20 protein-coding genes and 1 tRNA gene are annotated in these 17,188 nt (G+C 62.7%); 10 read left to right on the plus strand and 11 right to left on the minus strand.

Annotated features, from left to right (window positions below):
* Window positions 1-53: 53 nt before the first annotated feature.
* Window positions 54-593, minus strand: a complete 540-nt coding sequence (gene infC, locus ACH79_RS11015) for a translation initiation factor IF-3 (protein ID WP_057834032.1) — start codon at window positions 591-593, stop codon at window positions 54-56.
* A 221-nt stretch (window positions 594-814) separates the two neighbouring features.
* Here infC and ACH79_RS11020 point away from each other — a divergent pair, with 221 nt between their 5' ends.
* From ACH79_RS11020 to ACH79_RS11030, 3 genes are all read left to right on the plus strand, one after another.
* Window positions 815-1,609, plus strand: coding sequence for a carboxylesterase (locus ACH79_RS11020; protein WP_161851045.1), 795 nt, complete (start codon window positions 815-817; stop codon window positions 1,607-1,609).
* Window positions 1,610-1,898: 289 nt separating this feature from the next.
* The gene (locus ACH79_RS11025) at window positions 1,899-2,840 is read left to right on the plus strand and encodes an IS110 family transposase (protein WP_161849671.1); all 942 of its coding nucleotides are present in this window, start codon (window positions 1,899-1,901) and stop codon (window positions 2,838-2,840) included.
* Window positions 2,841-2,947: 107 nt separating this feature from the next.
* Entirely contained in the window at window positions 2,948-3,418 is a 471-nt protein-coding gene (locus ACH79_RS11030; protein ID WP_161851046.1) for a nuclear transport factor 2 family protein, read from the plus strand.
* Between the two features lie 127 nt (window positions 3,419-3,545).
* Here ACH79_RS11030 and ACH79_RS11035 read toward each other — a convergent pair whose 3' ends face one another.
* From ACH79_RS11035 to ACH79_RS11045, 3 genes are all read right to left on the minus strand, one after another.
* A complete protein-coding gene (locus tag ACH79_RS11035; protein ID WP_161851047.1) occupies window positions 3,546-4,352 on the minus strand; it encodes an acyl-CoA thioesterase domain-containing protein in 807 nt (268 codons plus the stop codon).
* Between the two features lie 97 nt (window positions 4,353-4,449).
* Entirely contained in the window at window positions 4,450-5,643 is a 1,194-nt protein-coding gene (gene queG, locus ACH79_RS11040) for a tRNA epoxyqueuosine(34) reductase QueG (RefSeq protein WP_161851048.1), read from the minus strand.
* Window positions 5,592-6,284, minus strand: coding sequence for a glutathione S-transferase family protein (locus ACH79_RS11045; RefSeq protein ID WP_161851049.1), 693 nt, complete (start codon window positions 6,282-6,284; stop codon window positions 5,592-5,594). The genes queG and ACH79_RS11045 overlap by 52 nt, the downstream gene beginning before the upstream one ends.
* A gap of 173 nt (window positions 6,285-6,457) precedes the next feature.
* On the opposite strand from ACH79_RS11045, the gene ACH79_RS11050 reads away from it, so the two are divergent.
* Complete coding sequence (locus tag ACH79_RS11050; RefSeq protein WP_161851050.1) at window positions 6,458-7,264, plus strand: undecaprenyl-diphosphate phosphatase; 807 nt, start codon at window positions 6,458-6,460, stop codon at window positions 7,262-7,264.
* Window positions 7,265-7,367: 103 nt separating this feature from the next.
* Here ACH79_RS11050 and ACH79_RS11055 read toward each other — a convergent pair whose 3' ends face one another.
* Complete coding sequence (locus ACH79_RS11055) at window positions 7,368-8,336, minus strand: complex I NDUFA9 subunit family protein (RefSeq protein WP_161851051.1); 969 nt, start codon at window positions 8,334-8,336, stop codon at window positions 7,368-7,370.
* A gap of 148 nt (window positions 8,337-8,484) precedes the next feature.
* On the opposite strand from ACH79_RS11055, the gene ACH79_RS11060 reads away from it, so the two are divergent.
* Window positions 8,485-8,571, plus strand: a tRNA-Leu gene (locus ACH79_RS11060).
* Between the two features lie 83 nt (window positions 8,572-8,654).
* On the opposite strand, the gene ACH79_RS11065 is transcribed toward ACH79_RS11060, so the two are convergent.
* The 6 genes from ACH79_RS11065 to ACH79_RS11090 all read right to left on the minus strand — a co-directional run bounded on the left by ACH79_RS11065 (window position 8,655) and on the right by ACH79_RS11090 (window position 13,086).
* Window positions 8,655-9,551 (minus strand): hypothetical protein, encoded by an 897-nt coding sequence (locus ACH79_RS11065; RefSeq protein WP_161851052.1) that lies wholly within the window; start codon window positions 9,549-9,551, stop codon window positions 8,655-8,657.
* Between the two features lie 10 nt (window positions 9,552-9,561).
* Entirely contained in the window at window positions 9,562-9,939 is a 378-nt protein-coding gene (locus ACH79_RS11070; protein WP_161851053.1) for a hypothetical protein, read from the minus strand.
* A gap of 19 nt (window positions 9,940-9,958) precedes the next feature.
* Complete coding sequence (locus ACH79_RS11075) at window positions 9,959-10,471, minus strand: hypothetical protein (RefSeq protein ID WP_161851054.1); 513 nt, start codon at window positions 10,469-10,471, stop codon at window positions 9,959-9,961.
* Between the two features lie 281 nt (window positions 10,472-10,752).
* Window positions 10,753-11,178: a hypothetical protein gene (locus tag ACH79_RS11080; RefSeq protein WP_161851055.1), complete on the minus strand. Its 426-nt coding sequence runs from the start codon at window positions 11,176-11,178 to the stop codon at window positions 10,753-10,755.
* A 232-nt stretch (window positions 11,179-11,410) separates the two neighbouring features.
* A complete protein-coding gene (locus ACH79_RS11085) occupies window positions 11,411-12,697 on the minus strand; it encodes a lipopolysaccharide assembly protein LapB (protein ID WP_161851056.1) in 1,287 nt (428 codons plus the stop codon).
* A 146-nt stretch (window positions 12,698-12,843) separates the two neighbouring features.
* Complete coding sequence (locus ACH79_RS11090; protein ID WP_161851057.1) at window positions 12,844-13,086, minus strand: hypothetical protein; 243 nt, start codon at window positions 13,084-13,086, stop codon at window positions 12,844-12,846.
* A 192-nt stretch (window positions 13,087-13,278) separates the two neighbouring features.
* Between ACH79_RS11090 and ACH79_RS42920 the strand changes: the two genes are divergently transcribed.
* From ACH79_RS42920 to lptB, 5 genes are all read left to right on the plus strand, one after another.
* Complete coding sequence (locus ACH79_RS42920) at window positions 13,279-13,455, plus strand: hypothetical protein (protein ID WP_202639216.1); 177 nt, start codon at window positions 13,279-13,281, stop codon at window positions 13,453-13,455.
* Between the two features lie 177 nt (window positions 13,456-13,632).
* Complete coding sequence (locus ACH79_RS11095) at window positions 13,633-14,247, plus strand: ribonuclease D (RefSeq protein WP_161851058.1); 615 nt, start codon at window positions 13,633-13,635, stop codon at window positions 14,245-14,247.
* A gap of 139 nt (window positions 14,248-14,386) precedes the next feature.
* Window positions 14,387-15,118: an LPS export ABC transporter periplasmic protein LptC gene (gene lptC, locus ACH79_RS11100; protein ID WP_202639217.1), complete on the plus strand. Its 732-nt coding sequence runs from the start codon at window positions 14,387-14,389 to the stop codon at window positions 15,116-15,118.
* Between the two features lie 5 nt (window positions 15,119-15,123).
* Window positions 15,124-15,801: an LptA/OstA family protein gene (locus ACH79_RS11105; RefSeq protein WP_246738661.1), complete on the plus strand. Its 678-nt coding sequence runs from the start codon at window positions 15,124-15,126 to the stop codon at window positions 15,799-15,801.
* Window positions 15,802-15,995: 194 nt separating this feature from the next.
* Window positions 15,996-17,018 carry an LPS export ABC transporter ATP-binding protein gene (gene lptB / locus ACH79_RS11110; protein WP_161851060.1) on the plus strand — a complete coding sequence of 341 codons (1,023 nt, stop codon included), beginning with the start codon at window positions 15,996-15,998 and terminating at the stop codon, window positions 17,016-17,018.
* The last annotated feature ends 170 nt before the right edge of the window (window positions 17,019-17,188 follow it).

A 17,188-nucleotide genomic window follows, 5' to 3' on the forward strand; every position in this document is an offset into this window, starting at 1 on the left:
ACGGCCCGCCGGATCGTCTGACGGGCCGCTTCATATCTTACAACCGACTAAACTCAGCGCGGCGCCAGCACCATCACGACCTGGCGGCCCTCGAACCTGGCGTCCTGCTCGACCTTGGCGAATTCGGCGACGTCGGCCTTCACCTTGTCCAACAGTTTGGTGCCGATCTCCTGGTGCGCCATTTCGCGGCCACGGTAGCGCAAGGTGATCTTGACCTTGTCGCCTTCCTCGAAGAACCGCTGCATCGCGCGCATCTTCACGTCGTAGTCGTGATCGTCGATCATCGGCCGCAGCTTGATCTCCTTGATCTCGACGATCTTCTGCTTCTTGCGGGCTTCGGCCGCTTTCTTCTGTGCCGAATACTTGAACTTCCCGTAGTCCATAATCTTGCAGACGGGAGGATTGTTGTTCGGCGAAATCTCGACAAGATCCATGCCCGCCTCGAGGGCCATCTTGATGGCCACCACGGTCTCGATGGTCCCGTGGTTGGTGCCGTTCTGATCGATCAGCTGGATCTGCGCGTTGCGGATATCATCATTGGTGCGCGGCCCGTCTTTGGTTGCAGCGGGCGGGGCTCTGTTGGGACGGCGAATGGGTAACTCTCCAAAGTTGTGAAAGGAAGGGCCGTAGTTTGAAGCAATATGCCGAAGACAGCAAGCGAACTCGCTCACTGCGCCCGAAAACCGTCAAATGCGAGGCAATTCGGTCACTTCAGCCAAATATAGGCCGGCCACCTGATCCGCAAGCGCCAGAGGGTCGCGCTTGACCCGTGAAGCGCGCTCGCGGACAAAGCGGCAGGGCGAGAGACCGATCCATGACCAATTCAGCAGCGATCGACCAGGAACCGACCTTTATCGAGGTGGGAGAGGGCGACGGCGGCCGCCGCATTGCCGTGCGCGCCCGCGCCGGCAGCGGGCCGGGACTGTTCTGGCTCGGCGGTTTCAATTCCGACATGAGGGGCACCAAGGCGCTGGCGCTCGACGCCTGGGCCGCGGAACACGGCCGCGCCTGTATTAGATTCGATTATTCCGGCCACGGCGAATCGGGCGGCGCCTTCATCGACGGCACCATCGGGCGCTGGCTGGAAGAAGCCGTCGCGGTATTCGAGCAGTTCTGCCGGGGCCCGCAGGTCGTGATCGGCTCCTCGATGGGCGGCTGGATGGCGCTCTTGCTGGCGCGCGCCATCGCCGACCGTGAGGCAAAGCAGGCGAACCTCGCCGGGCTGGTGCTGATCGCACCGGCGCCCGACTTCACCGAGCAATTGATGTGGAACAATTTTTCGGACGAGATCCGCGAGGAGATCAGGACCAAGGGCGTCTGGATGCGGCCGTCGGAGTATGGCGACGGCACGCCCTATCCGATCACCCGCGCGCTGATCGAGGAGGGACGCAATCACCTCTTGCTCGGCAGCGCCATCGAGGTCGGCTGCCCCGTCCGCATCCTGCAGGGCGCGAAGGATCCTGATGTGCCCTGGCAACACGCGTTTGCGCTGGCGCACCGGCTGCCGGCCGAGGACGTGGTGCTGACCATGATCCAGGATGGCGACCACCGCCTGTCGCGCCCGCAGGACATCGCGCGCATCATGGCCGCGGTAGCGGAGATGGGGTGATCTTCTTTTCCTTCTCCCCTTGTGGGAGAAGGTGGATCGCTGACGCGAAGCGGCGGCGAGCCGGATGAGGGGTTCTCTCCGCGGAGACAGACCCCTTGTATCTGCACGGCCAAGATTTGTGCGATGGAAGCGACTTAGCGTCTTGGCCGGTGGCCACCGGCCAAGACGCGTGGCGATGTCGCCCGTTCCCCCTCCGGCTACAACCGTGGGTGAGCTTTGGGATCTTCGCCATGTCACGCACGACCGAACAGTCGCTTGAGCTCCGATCGCATGGACAAGGCAGGTTACCGTGAAGAACACAATTTGTGGAGTGGACGTTTCGAAAGCCAAGCTCGATGTCTGCATCGAGCCCGGGCATCGGCTTGCGAGCTTCAATAACGATACGGCAGGCATTGCGGAACTGGCCGCGTTCTGCCGTGAACATGCCGTCACGCTGGTGGTGATGGAGGCCAGTGGCGGGTACGAGCGACGGGCATTCGTCGAGCTGTGGGAAAAAGGCATCAGCTGCGCGCTGACCAATCCACGCAACGTCCGCCGCTACGCCGAGGCGATGGGCATTCTGGAAAAGACCGACCGGATCGATTCCTCCGTCATTGCCCGCTTCGCCCATGCCAAGAACCTGGCTCCGACCCCCTTGCCAAGCCAAGCCCAGCAGCGCCTGAAGGCGCTTGTGGCAAGGCTCCGGCAGGTCACCGACGATCTCACCGTGCAGAAGCAGCGTCGCGCAAGCCTGCTCGATAACCCCGAGATGCTGGCCAGCCTCGACGAAGTGATCGCCCTGCTCAAGCGCCAATCCCGCTCGCTCGAGGGGGAAATCGCCTCCATGATCGATGACGATCCGCTGTGGGCAAAGCTCGCCGAGACCTGGCGCGAGATGAAGGGCGTCGCCGGGCGGACCGTTGCGCGCCTTCATGCCGAACTACCGGAAATTGGCACGCTCTCCAACAAAGCCATTGCCAAGCTTGCCGGCCTTGCCCCGATCGCCAATGACAGCGGTAAGCGAAAGGGCAAGCGACCCACCCGCGGTGGTCGCGCCGGCGTCCGCTCGATCCTCTTCCTCGTCGCGGCCATCGCCGCCCGCTACGACAAAAGCCTTGCCGAGTTCCGCGACAGGCTGCTCAAGGCCGGCAAGGAGAAAATGGTCGTTCGCATTGCCCTTGCCCGCAAGCTCCTCGTCAGGCTCAACGCAAAAGCTCGCGACGCGCGAACCGCGTATGCCAATGCAACTTGACAAACCAGATAGTCGCTCACCCGTCTCAATCGCGCTTCGCGCGATTGATCCACCCTCTCCCACAAGGGGAGAGGGGAAGAAAAAATGACGAGCCGGGAGGCAACGCCATGAACACCGCCACAATGCTCCGCGCCTTCTGCGACGCTGTCGAACTGCGCAACGGCAAGGCTTTCTCGGAACTGTTCACCGAAGACGGCGTCTATCACGACGTGTTCTACGGCGCATTCGAAGGCCGCGCCAAAATCGCAAGCATGATCGACGACTGGTTCTATCGCACGGCCACCGATTTTCGCTGGGACATGCACGATCCCGTCAGCGACGGTGAGACGCTCTATGCGCGCTACACATTCAGCTACCGCTCTACGCTGCCGGAAGCGGAGGGCGCGCGGGCGATGTTCGAGGGCGTCGCGGTCATGCGGCTGCGCGACGGCAAGATCGCGGAATATCACGAGGTCGCCAACACCGCGCCGGCCTTCGTAGATCTCAAATTTGCGCCGGAGCGGATTGCGAAGATCGTTGCCAAGCAGGGCGCGGCGCTGAAGGCGCGGCCGGAGATGAAGCGGCATTTGGTGGAGTGATTGCCTCTCCACCGTCATTGCGAGCGTAGCGAAGCAATCCATCTCTCCGCTTGCGGAAGCATGGATTGCTTCGTCGCTTCGCTCCTCGCAATGACGGATGAGAGAGCGTGTGCAATAACGAATGCGACTACGGCGGCGGCAACTTCGCCATCGGCTTGCGTTGCGCCAGCGCCGCGACCGTCGACGTTCCGATCGGGCCTTGCTCATCATAGAGCCAGCATTCGCCGATCGCGACGCCGTCGGTGGCGTGGTGGTTCACCACCTCGAAGCCAATCCAGGGCGTCACGGGAAGCCGGTGCAGGTAGAGCGTGACGTCGCTGTTGATGTAGCCGAGGCCCTGGTCGCCGGCGTTGGCGAAGGGGCTGGCGAAATCGGCGCCCGTTGCGACATGCACGAAGGGCGACATCGGGATGCCCTCGACCAGTTCGCGCACCTCGCTCATCCAGAGACGCCGCGGCCCAGGCGAACCCATGTGACCCACGATCGGCCGCGTGGTCCATTTGCCGTTCATGCCGAGCCTGACATCGGTGGGCTTCGGAATGTCCGCCGGCTTCGGCGCGTCCCAGTTCGGGGGCGACCAGACATTGCCCGGCGCGTTTTCCGTCTTGCGCAATAACTGGCAGGAAGCGCGCGCCATGCTGGTGCCGCCACTGAAGAATTCGGCCTCGACCACCCTGATGCGCAGCCCGTCACGGATCTGCCTGCTCCTGACCTCGATCGGCGTCGTGATGTTCGGCAGGCGAAACATGTCGACGGTAAGCCGCGCCGGCACGAAATCATCGGAGCCGTGGCGCTGCTCGATCACGTGCGCAAGCAGGCCGATGACGACGCGGCCGTGCAGCGAACTGGGGTCCCACGGGCCGTTAGAGACGGGCGTGGGCATGAAGATGTCGTTGGCGCGGTCGTGCGTGAAAAAGGGCTGGTTTTTTGTCATGCACGGCGACCATGGCGGATTTCGTTGCGTGAAATCAAGAGGCCCGGCCGGTGGCCTCTCCCTTCGAGACGCGCTGTGCGCGCCTCAGGGTGAACGGTCAGGCAGCGGTGGCGAGGCGCCACTCTGTCCGAACGTCTTCATTCGTCTCGGTGCCGATCGCCTTCGCCGCCAGTGCGTTAAATCTCTCGCGATCCACCAACTGCGACAGCGCCCATATCGCCGCGCCGCGGACCAGCGGGCTTGCGTCATCAAGCAAACGCTCGGCCTCTGCCGCCAGCGACGCATCCTCCGCATTGCCGATCGCGATCAGCACGTTGCGGATGAAACGGTCGCGGCCAATGCGCTTGACCGGGGATTTCGAAAACAGCGCGCGAAACGCGGTGTCGTCGAGCCGCGCGAGATCGGAAAGCTGTGGTGCTCGCAATTCGGCGCGCGCGGCGAGTTTGGCTTCACTGCTTTTCCTTGCAAACTTGTTCCACGGGCACACCGCAAGACAATCGTCGCAGCCATAGATGCGGTTGCCGATGGCTTTGCGAAATTCGCGCGGGATCGGGCCCTTGTTCTCGATCGTGAGATAGGAAATGCAGCGCCGCGCATCGAGCTTGTAGGGAGCCGGAAACGCCGCGGTCGGGCAGATCTCCTGGCAGGCGTTGCAGGAGCCGCAATGATCGGTGTCGGCGGCATCGCGCGGCAGGTCGGATGCGGTGAAAATCGCGCCGAGAAACAGCCATGAGCCGAATTCGCGCGAGACCAGGTTGGTGTGCTTGCCCTGCCAGCCAACTCCCGCCGCCTGCGCCAACGGCTTTTCCATCACGGCCGCGGTATCGATGAACACCTTCACCTCGTCGCCTGAGGCCGCGACCAGCCACCTTGCCAGCGTCTTCAGACGTTTCTTGATGACGTCATGATAATCGTCGCCCTGTGCGTAGGCCGATATCGCCCCGCTTGTGCGCTTGGCAAGAAGTGCAAGCGGATCTTCAGTGGGGCCGTAGTTGACGCCGAGCATGATGATCGAGCGGACGCCGGGCCACAGCACGCGCGGGTCCATCCGCCGCTCGGGCTGCGCCGCGAGCCAGTCCATGTCGCCATGCGCGCCGGCAGCGAGGAATTCGCGGAAATATTTTCCGGCACTAGCGATCGCGTCCGGACCGGTCACGCCGATGCAGTCGAAGCCGAGTGTCTCCGCCTCGCGCATGAGCGCGGTCTTCAAGTCGGCGGCGGAGAGTTTGACGGCCTTGTTCAGAAGTCGAGGTCCACGTAGGTGCGCGAGGCCGGCACGCCCGCCAGCCATTCGCTCAGCAGCGGGCGGAACGACGGGCGGGATTTTACCCGCGCGTACCACGCCTTTGCCGCGTCGTCCTCGCTCCATGGCACGTCGCCCAGATAATCGATCGCCGAAAGATGCGCCGCGGCGGCGAGGTCCGCGTAGCTCAGGCGGTCGCCGGCGAGGAAATTCCGCGTCTGCGCCAGCCAGCCGATATAGGCCAGATGATAGCGCACATTGGCCTTGGCCGCGCGGATTACGTCGGCCGCCGGCGCCCCGCCGCCATTCTCCTCGCTCATGAACCGCTTGTAGATGCGCTCGGTCACCAGCGGGTTCGAGGCCTCCTCGAAGAATTTTTCGTTGAACCACGCCATCAGCCGGCGCACCTCGACACGCTCGCCCATCGAGGCCGGCAGCAGCCGCCGGTCACCCGCTTCCAGGCCGTGCGTCTCGTCGAGATATTCGGCAATGACGCCGGCGCCCGGGATCGGCGGAAAGCCGTCGGCCATCAACACCGGCGTTGTGCCGGCCGGATTGAGCACGAGGAACCCCTCACGCCGCTCCCACGCCCGCTCTTCCACCAGGCGCAGGTCGAGGCCGTGTTCGCCGAGCACCAGGCGAATGAAGCGCGAATGCGGGCAGAACGGGTGGTGATAAAGCGTGTACATGAAATCCTTGGGGTAAATCGCGCCTGAAGGAACCCTCAAACCGCGTCATGCGAATCGGGACACTAGCCAAGCAGGCGCATGAGGCAACCTATGTTTGGCGTTTTTTTGCGATTGCGGCATGGGGAGGAATAGGCGAGAAGAACGCGCTTTTTCCAGCCAGAATGGACCACACCATGATGTCGGATGCAGTGAAGGCGGTGATTCTCGGCATCATCGAGGGTATCACGGAATTTCTCCCGGTTTCCTCCACGGGCCACATGCTGCTCGCGCAACGCTTCTTTGGCCTCGGCGAGGGCGCCTTCTGGCAGAGTTTTGTGATCCTGATTCAGCTCGGCGCGATCCTTGCCATCGTCATGCTGTATTTCGTCAAGCTGTCGCGCGTGGCGCTCGGGATGTTCACAAATCCCGACGACCGCCGCTTCGTCATCGGCGTGCTGTTGGCATTCCTGCCTGCGGTCGTCATCGGCCTGATTGCGGGAAAATACATCAAGGAGCTGCTGTTCAATCCATGGGTGGTGAACTTCACGCTGATTGTCGGCGGCGCGATCCTGCTCTGGGTCGATCAGCTCGAATTGAAGCCGACCGAGGATGACGCCACGCGCTATCCGCTGTTGATGTATCTTTGGATCGGCATCGCGCAATGCGTGGCGATGATTCCCGGCGTATCGCGCTCCGGCGCCAGCATCGTGGCGGCAATGCTGCTCGGTGGTGACAAGCGATCGGCGGCGGAGTTCTCGTTCTTTCTGGCGATTCCGACCATGGTCGGCGCGTTCGCCTATGACTTCTACAAGAACCGCGCCGAGATGACACTCGATCACGTCGGCATCCTCGCGATCGGCTTCGTGGTCTCCTTCATCACGGCGGCGATCGTGGTGAAGACGTTCCTGACCTACGTCACCCGCCACGGCTTCACGTTCTTTGCGTGGTGGCGCGTCGTCATCGGCACGATCGGCCTGATCGCGCTGGCGCTGGGGAAGTAAGATCCGAAAATTGTAGGGTGGGCAAAGGCGCTCTTGCGCCGTGCCCACCATTTATCTCGGCGGCGCGAATGGTGGGCACGCTTCGCTTTCCCACCCTACGAAACTACGCGCTCTTGCGCTGAAACTGCCCGGCGGCGCGGAAGCGCCAGAGATATTGCGGGGCGACCGCCTGCATCGAATCGGGGGTGATGCCGAGCCCTTCCAACGTGAGCCCTGCTGCCTTGGCGGCGTCAGACACCACATTGTCCGACTGCAGCATCGCCACCTGGTCCGGCGTCAGCTTCAGTGGACCCGGCGCAAATTGCAGGAAATGTGCCTGAAACCGCGCCAGTCCCCACGGCAGCGACAGCAGCATGCGCTTGCGCTCGGTGATCGCGAGAATGGTTTCCATGATCTCGCGCATGGTCAGCACTTCCGGTCCACCGAGCTCGTAAACGGCGCCCGGCTTCGTCTTGCCGTCGACGGCATTGGCCACAGCGGCCGCGACGTCGGCGACATAGGCCGGCTGCATCCGGGTTTCGCCGCCGCCGATCAGCGGCAGGAAGGGCGAGATCCGGGCCAGCGAAGCAAAGCGATTGGTGAATTGATCCTCGGGCCCGAACAGGAGCGAGGGCCGCAGGATGGTGGCGGAGGGCACCGCCGCAAGGACGGCCTTCTCTCCGGCCGCCTTGGCGCGGCTGTAAGCCGAGGGCGAGTTCTCGTCGGCGCCGATCGCGGATACATGCACCATTCGCGCGCCGGTGGCGCTTGCCGTCCTGGCGATGGTTTCGGCCCCCTTGGCCTGTACGGCGTCAAAGGTCTGCGCACCGCTCTCGGCCAGGACGCCGACCAGGTTGATGGCGACCGCCGAATCGCGCATCGCCGCCTCGACGGAGGCCGGATAGCGCAGATTGGTCTGCACGGCGTGGATCTGGCCGACCCGGCCGAGCGGCTGCAGGTGCCCGGCCAGTTCCGGCCGCCGCACCGCCACCCTGATCCGGTATTCTCGCTTGGCCAGCGCCCGCACCACGTTTCGCCCGAGAAACCCCGATCCGCCAAAGACCGTAACGAGCGTTTCCAGGTTCGATGTCATCGGGTCAATTCCTGCCGGTCAAATTCGAACGATAACGGTGGGATTTAGCGGATTCGCGATACGCCAACGTGACCCTGCTGTACAGCGTATTCGGAAGGCGATGAAGCGATTTGACAAGCGCGTGACCGTTCCTTACTAACCCGCCCGGGCCCAGGTGGCGGAATTGGTAGACGCGCTGGCTTCAGGTGCCAGTGGCTTCACGGCCGTGAAGGTTCGAGTCCTTTCCTGGGCACCATTGCCCTTGCCCATGATTCGCGAAAATGCGGGCTGCTTGGTCCGCTGACGGGTGCACGAGACCGGGCACAGCGGGCAGCCGACTCATCGCGATTGGAAACGGAACAGGCTCCTCGCCCGGCTGACGATTGGCAGGGCCAGCGAGAAGGCTTTGACGAACCAGCCAGGGCTCCCCAGGTGGCGCAGCGCTTCAATTGCACCCGCTGCGTGAGCTTCTTGAAAGTGAGCATCGCTGAAGTGCTCTGGATTGGCGTACCACTCCAAACATCGCGCAATACCCTCCTGCAGTTCGGCGCTGTCGGGCAAGCGAACAGCAAAGGCTAGCTCTCGGCGGAAGCAGATGGCCTCGATTCTTGCGCGCCGCTGTTCCTCGTATTCGATCCCGCATCGTTCGAGCCTTGCGTGTGTGGCTTCGTGCACGATCGTTGATGCGATCTGCTCGACCGTCGTGGCCGGGTCGGCCACATATCGCTCATCGAGGACGCAGGCCCTGAGTGAATGGTTGTATGCGCCAAGGCCGTGCGGCAGCAGGTGCAACCAAACTCGTTCAAGCTCGCGGGTGATGCGTGCGTAGTCCAGCGGGCTATGCTGCTTGATGAGCAGCAACGCACCTTCGACGCGCGTCAAGTCTTCGGGCCTGCCGCGCCAACATCCGATCCAGATTCCATCAAGGTGCCGGCCGGTGGACCTCGCGAGTTGAATTCTGTCGACGAGGCGAGGACGTGCCTGAGGCGGCCTATGGGGTTTCTTGCTCATCAGGATGCAATCAGAACCGGCTACGATCCGGGGCAGGCACGCCATGAAGCCTCTCGCGCTGGGCTCGAGCCAGACCAGGCGTTTCATCGCCGACTTCTTGAGTGAGGCAGCGCGTTTCAAATGCGACGCCATAAATTCGGCGCGGGCGATCCAGCCGTTCAGCTCCTGTAAGCTCAGCTTCGCTGCATCTGCCTCAGTCTCTGGTGCTCCTGATCGTTCGCCCATTTTCCGAGCCTCAAGCGTCAGTTAGATAGATGGAGATGCCGATATCCATCCCTGTCTCACCCGCAACGGCAGCTAGTCGTGCAGGAATTTCCAGGGACTTCATGACGGCCGAATCGGGAAATGCCACCGCAATGTCCATCTGCGAGGATCCAATGAGGTTTTCTGAGACCAGCCGCTGCATGCGGGCACCGATCGATTGAACGCAATCGAGAGCAGCAGCCCATTGGTCCTGATCACCTGGAATGTGGATCTGGGCATACGCGCAGACGCGATCCGTTGGCTGCTCGTAGCGATCCAGGGGCCGTCCCAACGCCGCCTCCAAGTCAGGCCGCGACAAGGTGACGTCTGGTATTCGGATCACGATTCCAAGGGGCTGCCGATTGACCATTTTTCATTCCGTCACTTCGTTACCGATCAGCGCGACGCCAATATCCGAGCCCGGTCAACTGCCTGACCAGCAACCCGCCACTGAAGCCTCGGTAGATTTCCAAACGATCGTCGTGCGAGAGGAACAGAAGCTGTCGTCCCGGCTTCGCCTCGACCAAAGCGTCCCAGCCCAGTTCAAGGGCAAACTTCACCGTCTTGGACAACCGTTCGACCTCGTTCGCTTCGAACCGATGGCCAGGGGCTTGGTACAGTCGACGCTCCTCATTATTCGCAGCTCGCCATTTTCTGTACCGCCTCCAGCTTTCTGTCGACGCCGAAGGCTCGTCCCACCCGTCGCCGCTAAGGCACCACAAAAAAACCAGCGTAGCCTCGGAAAATTTCCCGATCGATAGCGCGATTGTATTCGCGGCGGCCGCATAATCACGGTTGCCACTCTCGTAATAGAGAACTGATCTCGGATCAGCCTGTTCTGAGATCTCACGACGAAGCTTCTTCTCCAACAAAGTCGCTTCGTCTCGGGCCAAGAACTTCATTCTTTTATCCGTCGCCGAGAAACTGAATGACTATGCACGCCGTTCCGCCCGTCGATCTGAGCATATGCGGAGGCGCTGTCCCTTGCCTGCTCGTAGCGGTCCAGAGGCCGTCCCAACGCCGTCTCCAAGTCAGGCCGCGACAAGGTGACGTCTGGTATTCGGATCACGATTGCAAGTGGCTGCCGATTGACCATTTTTCATCAGGCTGTGGGCCGTTGTGACGCTATTCCGGTGAAACTCGCTTGAGTTCGCCAGCTTTTGCCGAGGAAAATTTGCTATCATCATTGCTGAGGCAGGTCAGTGTTGTTGACCACGCGATAAAAGTTCGTGATCAAGGTATTTCGGTCCTTCTGTGTAATTACGAACGCCCATGTTTCGACCCAAACCCCGTCATTGTCCTCGCCTGAGTCAATCGCAGAAACGATCATATTGGTCGCGACTCGGTCGATCTTGAATTTCCCTGGCTTGGCTTCAACGGTGAAGTCTTCACCAGTGAACACTTGAGGCCCCTCGTCTCGAATGATCATACGGATTGGGAGAGGCTTATCAGACGCGAACAACCCGGGACCGCTGACAGGACCAAGACTGCCCTCCCACGTGCCATTTGCACGGCCAAAGTCTTGGGCTTGGCCCGGCGTAGGGATCGAGAGGGTCCATGCGATGACAAGAGCGCCGACCAGCAAGAATAGCCCACGCGCAATATGCATTCCTTGCTCCCTCTCTGCTTTTCGCAGCAATCCGCTTGGCTTTATCGCTAACAACTTTTAGGCGAGTCGCCGTTACGGACTACTTAAGGACACCGCTCAAGTGCCGTTGATCTCATCGACCCAAAAGAAAGCCCTGGGCACCAAGTGCCCTTGCCCATGATTCGCTGAAATGCGGTCTCTTTGATCCGCTGACCGGGTCCGCAATACCACCGGGCCCTCGTGCGCACCGACCTCAGGGATTTTCCGACGGCTTCGGTCGGCCGCTCGCGGCGAACGCCGCCTCGATGCGCGCATAGCCTTCGCTTGCGGCAGGCATCCGCGGGTCGAGCCCGCGGGCGATTCGGAAATCGTCGAGCGCTTCCGGCAGCCGGCCGAGCTTCTCGTGGCTTTGCGCACGCTCGACATAGAGGCCGGCCTGCATGGGCGCGTTGCGGATCGCGAGCGTGAAGTCGTCGAGTGCCTTGTCGTGCGCGCCACGCTCGCGAAACATGCCGCCGCGCTGCACATAGGGGCCGACCATGCGCGGGTCGAGGCGGATCGCCTCGCTGAAATCCCTGGTGGCGCCATCGAGATTGCCGCCGGCGCGCCGCAGGATGCCGCGGGCCTCGTAGGCCTCGGCATGTCTGGGATCGAGGCGGATCGCCTCGTCGAAGTCGGCCGCCGCGCGTTCGCGCTGGCCGGCGGCGAGCGCAATCGTGCCGCGCGTGACCCGCGCCTCGGCCGACTTCGGATCGAGCCGCACGCCTTCCTCGGCTTCGGCGAGCGGATCGCCGGGCGCTTTCAACAAGGTCAGGGCGACGGCGCGGCGGCTGTGCGCGATGGCCAGGCCAGGCTCGAGCTTGATCGCCTGATCGAGATCGGCGAGCGCGCGCTCGGCGCTGCCGCCTTTGCGCAGCAGGCTGTCGGCCCGCTCAAGATAGAACACGGCGAAGTAGGGCTGGATCGCGATCGCCGCGGCGGCGTCGGCAATGGCGCGGTCGTGATCGCGCTTGCGGCGGTGGCTCGCCGCCCGCGCAATCTTGTAGAACGGATCGCCTGGATCCATCGCGATCGCCTGGTTGAGATCCCTGAGCGCGCCCTCGTCGTCGCCCTTCGCCTGATAGGCCTTGCCGCGCGCGGCGTAATGGCTTGCACGCCGCGCGTCGCGGCGGATCAGCTCGCTCAGGTCGGCGATGGCCAGATCGTGGTTGCCGAGCTTCTGGTAGGCCGCGGCCCGTTCGAGCAATGCCTGTGTCTCACGCGGTTCGAGCCGGATCACCTCGCCAAAATCGACGATCGCTGAATCGAGTTCGCCCGTGGCGGCGAGATGGCGTCCGCGCGCCGTGTAAACCTTGGCGAGGTCGTGGGTCTTGAATTGCCGGCCGAGCGGCAGGATTTTTGTAATCAGGACGACGCGCGAGCAGGCGCTGACGGCTTCAGGGCCGCCGTCACCGGCCGTGCAGGCCGCGAAGTCGTCGGATGGCGAGCAGGCGGCGAGGCCGAGGGCAAGCCCGAGCAGCAATATGACGTCGCGAACCACAGCCTCACCTCGATGCCAATTCGGCGAGGATTTGGTCGCTGCGCAGGCGCGCCGGGTTCGAGGTCGCCGGGCCGCTATGTCCGCGGGCGGATTTTTTCTGAAGCGTGAGCCAGCCCGCGACCGCGGTGACGCGACAGATCTGCGGGCTATGCCGCCGGATCCGGATCGTGCTCCGACGTATGTCCGTCCCGACCGCGGCTGAACACGCCATAGTCGCTGGATTTCATCCCGTTGCCGTTTGCCGTCGCAACCGTCAGCCCCAGCTTCAACAGCTCGCGCACCGCAGCGGCGCGGGTCGGCATGCGGTGCCTGAAGCGGAAATCATCGATCACGGTCAGTTCCTCGGGGGAGAGCATCACCTGGAGCCGTTCACCGCGGGTATCAGCCATGGCAAGAGGTCCTGATTGAGGAAATTGAGCAGGGTTGTCCAATTGAGCCGCTTACTCAACGCGCGTCGTTGCAGCCGGTTCCATCAAACCCGATTCCGACTTCAAATTAGCTAAATACATCAGTAAAAACAGTATTTTAGCGGTTGATTTACGGTTAGCCCAAGCGCATGATCTGGCCCCTGGAGTACGGCCATGACAGAGCACATCAAGCTGCCGCGTAAGCTGTCCGAAGAGCAGGAATGTCCGCCGCCGCGACGACCGAGCCACGCCAAGGTCATCGAGAATCTTGACCGCTGGGCCAATAGTCCGGAGCTGCAGCCGCCGACATTGTCCGACAAGAAGGCCGCTCCTCCGAATGCCCCTAAATAAGGCCTGCCACGCCGTCGCGACCGCGTCGCGCCAAGGCCGGGGAATGCACGTCCCGCGTGCAAAAATCCCGGCGAGGCCGCAAATTCCCGCCCTATAAGCCACGCCCAGCCGCTCGCCTCCCGCGGCTCGGAGCGCTAGTGTTCCGTCGAATCGACCAGAGACACGAGGCTTTCCTTCATGACCATCCGCCTGCATCGCGGCGATCTGCCCGATCTGTCCCGCTACAAGGATTCGGTGGCGATCGATACCGAGACCATGGGGCTCAACCCGCATCGCGACCGGCTCTGCGTGGTGCAGATGTCGAATGGCGACGGCAGCGCCGATGTCATCCAGATCCCGAAGGGCCACACCGATGCGCCGAACCTGAAGGCGCTGCTGGCCAATCCGGCCATCACGAAAATCTTTCACTTCGCCCGCTTCGATCTCGCCGTGCTCTACAACACCTTTGGCGTGATGCCGCAGCCGGTCTACTGCACCAAGATCGCCTCGCGGCTGACCCGCACCTATACCGACCGGCATGGCCTGAAGGATCTGGTGCGCGAACTGCTCAACATCGATCTGTCGAAGCAGCAACAGTCGAGCGACTGGGGATCGGCGAGCCTCAGCGAGGCGCAGCTCGCTTATGCCGCCTCCGACGTGCTGCATCTGCATGCCCTGCGCGAGCGGCTCGATGCCGTGCTGGCGCGGGAGGGGCGCAACGAACTGGCGCAGGCCTGTTTCGACTTCCTGCCGACCCGGGCCAAGCTCGATCTCGGCGGCTGGGAAGCCGAGGACATCTTCGCGCATTCGTGACCGAGACCATTTGAAGCGCCGCGGAGCCCGCTTCCGCCCCGTTTCGGTCACACTGATCGCGAGTGTCCGGGCTGCATAATCCCGCGATTGCGGGTAGAATGACGCTTTCTTGGGCGTCTTAGCGTCCCTTGGAGCCGCGGTGAACTCGATACAGAATCCAGCCTATGCCACCGGAATGGAGGCCCGCTTTGCGGCGGCCGCCCGCCATAGCCGGATGGTGCGGATGCTGCGGGTTGCGGTTCCCACGGCCGTGGCGCTGGCAATGGCCGTCGTCATCTACATCGCCATCTTCAACCCGTTCAAGATTACGGAGCTGGCGAAGCTGCCCGTCGACATCAGCAATCTCGTGGTGTCAGGCACCAAGATCACGATGGAAACGCCGCACCTCGCCGGCTTCTCCACCGATCAGCGCCCTTACGAATTGTGGGCCAAGGCGGCGGTCCAGGATCTGGCCAACCCCGACCACGTCGAGCTCAGGACGTTGCGGGCCAAGGTCATGATGGAGGACAAGAGCACGGTGACGATGGACGCCCGCACCGGATTTTTCGACAGCAAGCAGCAGATGCTGGACCTGCGCAAGGATATCTTCCTGCAATCCTCCACCGGCTATGAGGCGAAGCTGTCGCAGGCCTATGTCGATATCAACAAGGGTTCGGTGACGTCGGACGAGCATGTCGACGTCAAATTGCTGAACGGGACGCTCACCGCTGATCGGCTGAGGATCATCAACAGCGGCGAGGTCGTGCGTTTCGAAGGCAATGTCGTGATGAACCTGATCATGGAAAGCCCTCCGGCGCCTGAGCCCGAACCGGAGCCTGCGCCGCCGCCCAAGACGCGGTCCGTTACCGGCAAGTCGGCCAACACGAAATGAAATTTATGATGCAGTTGTTCTCGCGCAGTTTTGCGGCAGCCGCGCTTGCGCTCGCCTTGACCGCCTCCGGTAACGTCTTCGCGCAAGGCGCGATGTCAGGCGTGCCGAATGCGATGCAGGGCTTTTCGCAAAACCGCGATCAGCCGATTCAGATCGAGGCGGCCTCGCTCGAGATGCGCGACAAGAAAAAGGAGGCGACCTTCGCCGGCAACGTGAAGGTCGTGCAGGGCGACACCACCATGACCTCGAAGTCGCTGGTGGTGTTTTACGATTCCGGCTCGGATCAGGCCGCGCCGCAACCCGCCGCACCGAAGGGATCGAAATCCGGATCGATGCAGTCTGCGACTCCCGGACCCGGCGGCAGCTCGTCGATCCGCCGGCTGGAAGCCAAGGGCTCCGTCGTGGTGACGCAGAAGGATCAGGTCGTGACCGGCGAGACCGCGATCTTCGACACCCGGGCCAACCTCATCACCATGGTGGGTGGCGTGGTGCTGACCCAGTGCAAGAACGTGCTCCGCGGCGACCGCCTCAAGGTCGACATGACCACCGGCGTGTCGCGGGTCGAATCCGACAGCGGCAAAGTGCAGGGCATGTTCATCCAGGGTGAGAATTGCGGGTCCGGCTCAGGTGGGGCGAAGCAGGCGCCGGTTGCCATACCGTCGCTGATCCCCGGTAAAAAATAAGATAGATCAGTGCTTTAAAGATTCTTATGGGCGCGGATGGTTGAAGCTTGAGGTGCGAGCCTGTATCTACTGGCAGGGCGCACGGGGGGGTGTTTCGCTGGGCAGGGGACATCCATTCATTCATGGTTCGCGGGCGTAGCGATTCGCCGGCGGGCGCGTCGCGGTATCACCGTGAAAGGCTTAAGCGAAGCGGAATGGTGGATTTACTCGGCATGTTCCGTCGACGCCCCGCGAAACGCGGCGCACCTGGCTTTGCGCGCTCGCGCGAGGACATCACGGCGCTCGGCGATTCCTTCGGTGACATGATGACGAGCCCGGTGCGCGATGCGCCGCCGATGGCGCGTGCCGCCTCACTGCCCGGGCTGGACTTGCCGCAGTCCGAGCCCGACGTCGAACCGCCGCGCGAAGAGCGGCCACGTTCGCGGGCTCAGGCGCCGCGGCCCAAGTCCAACGTCAAGGCCAATGGCGGCGAAGCGCCACGCCTGATCAAGCGGCCCGGTTTTCTTGCGGTGCATAGCGTGGAAAAGAGTTTCGGCACGCGCCAGGTCGTGCGCGGCGTCAGCATCTATGTCCGCCGCGGCGAGGCGGTCGGCCTGCTCGGTCCGAACGGCGCCGGCAAGACCACGGTGTTCTACATGATCACCGGCCTGATCAAGGCGGACCGCGGCGCCATCGAACTCGATGGCCACGACGTGACGAAACTGCCGATGTATCAGCGCGCGCGGCTCGGCATCGGTTACCTGCCGCAGGAAGCCTCGATCTTCCGCGGCCTGACCGTGGAGCAGAACATCCGCGCCGTGCTTGAGGTTGTCGAACCCAACCGCAAGAAGCGCGAGGCCGAACTCAACTCGCTGCTCGATGAGTTCAACATCACCCGCTTGCGGAAATCGCCTTCGATCGCGCTGTCCGGCGGCGAGCGGCGCCGCGTCGAAATTGCACGCGCACTGGCGACGCGTCCGAACTACATGCTGCTCGACGAGCCCTTTGCCGGCATCGATCCGATCGCGGTCGGCGACATTCAGGACCTGGTCCGCCACCTCACCAACCGCGGCATCGGCGTCCTGATCACCGACCACAATGTGCGCGAAACGCTCGGCCTGACCGACCGCGCCTATATCGTCTATGCCGGGCAGATCCTGACCGAGGGCAGCCCGGAAGAGATCGTCAACGATCCGGATGTACGCCGCCTTTACCTTGGCGAGGAATTCCGGCTGTAGTGCGTGCGCCTTGCGAATGCGCGGACGGTTTGGCGTTAAGATATTGCGCTTATTCAGAAAACCGCGGAGTATCCCGGCCCGAAATCGGCTTTCGCCGTTGCCGATCGCGCCATAGCCCGTTTTTTGCATCCGTCAAGACGTGTACAAGGGCTTTAGACTAATATAAGCAA

The sequence above is a fragment of the Bradyrhizobium sp. CCBAU 051011 genome, from assembly GCF_009930815.1.
Lineage (GTDB): Bacteria > Pseudomonadota > Alphaproteobacteria > Rhizobiales > Xanthobacteraceae > Bradyrhizobium.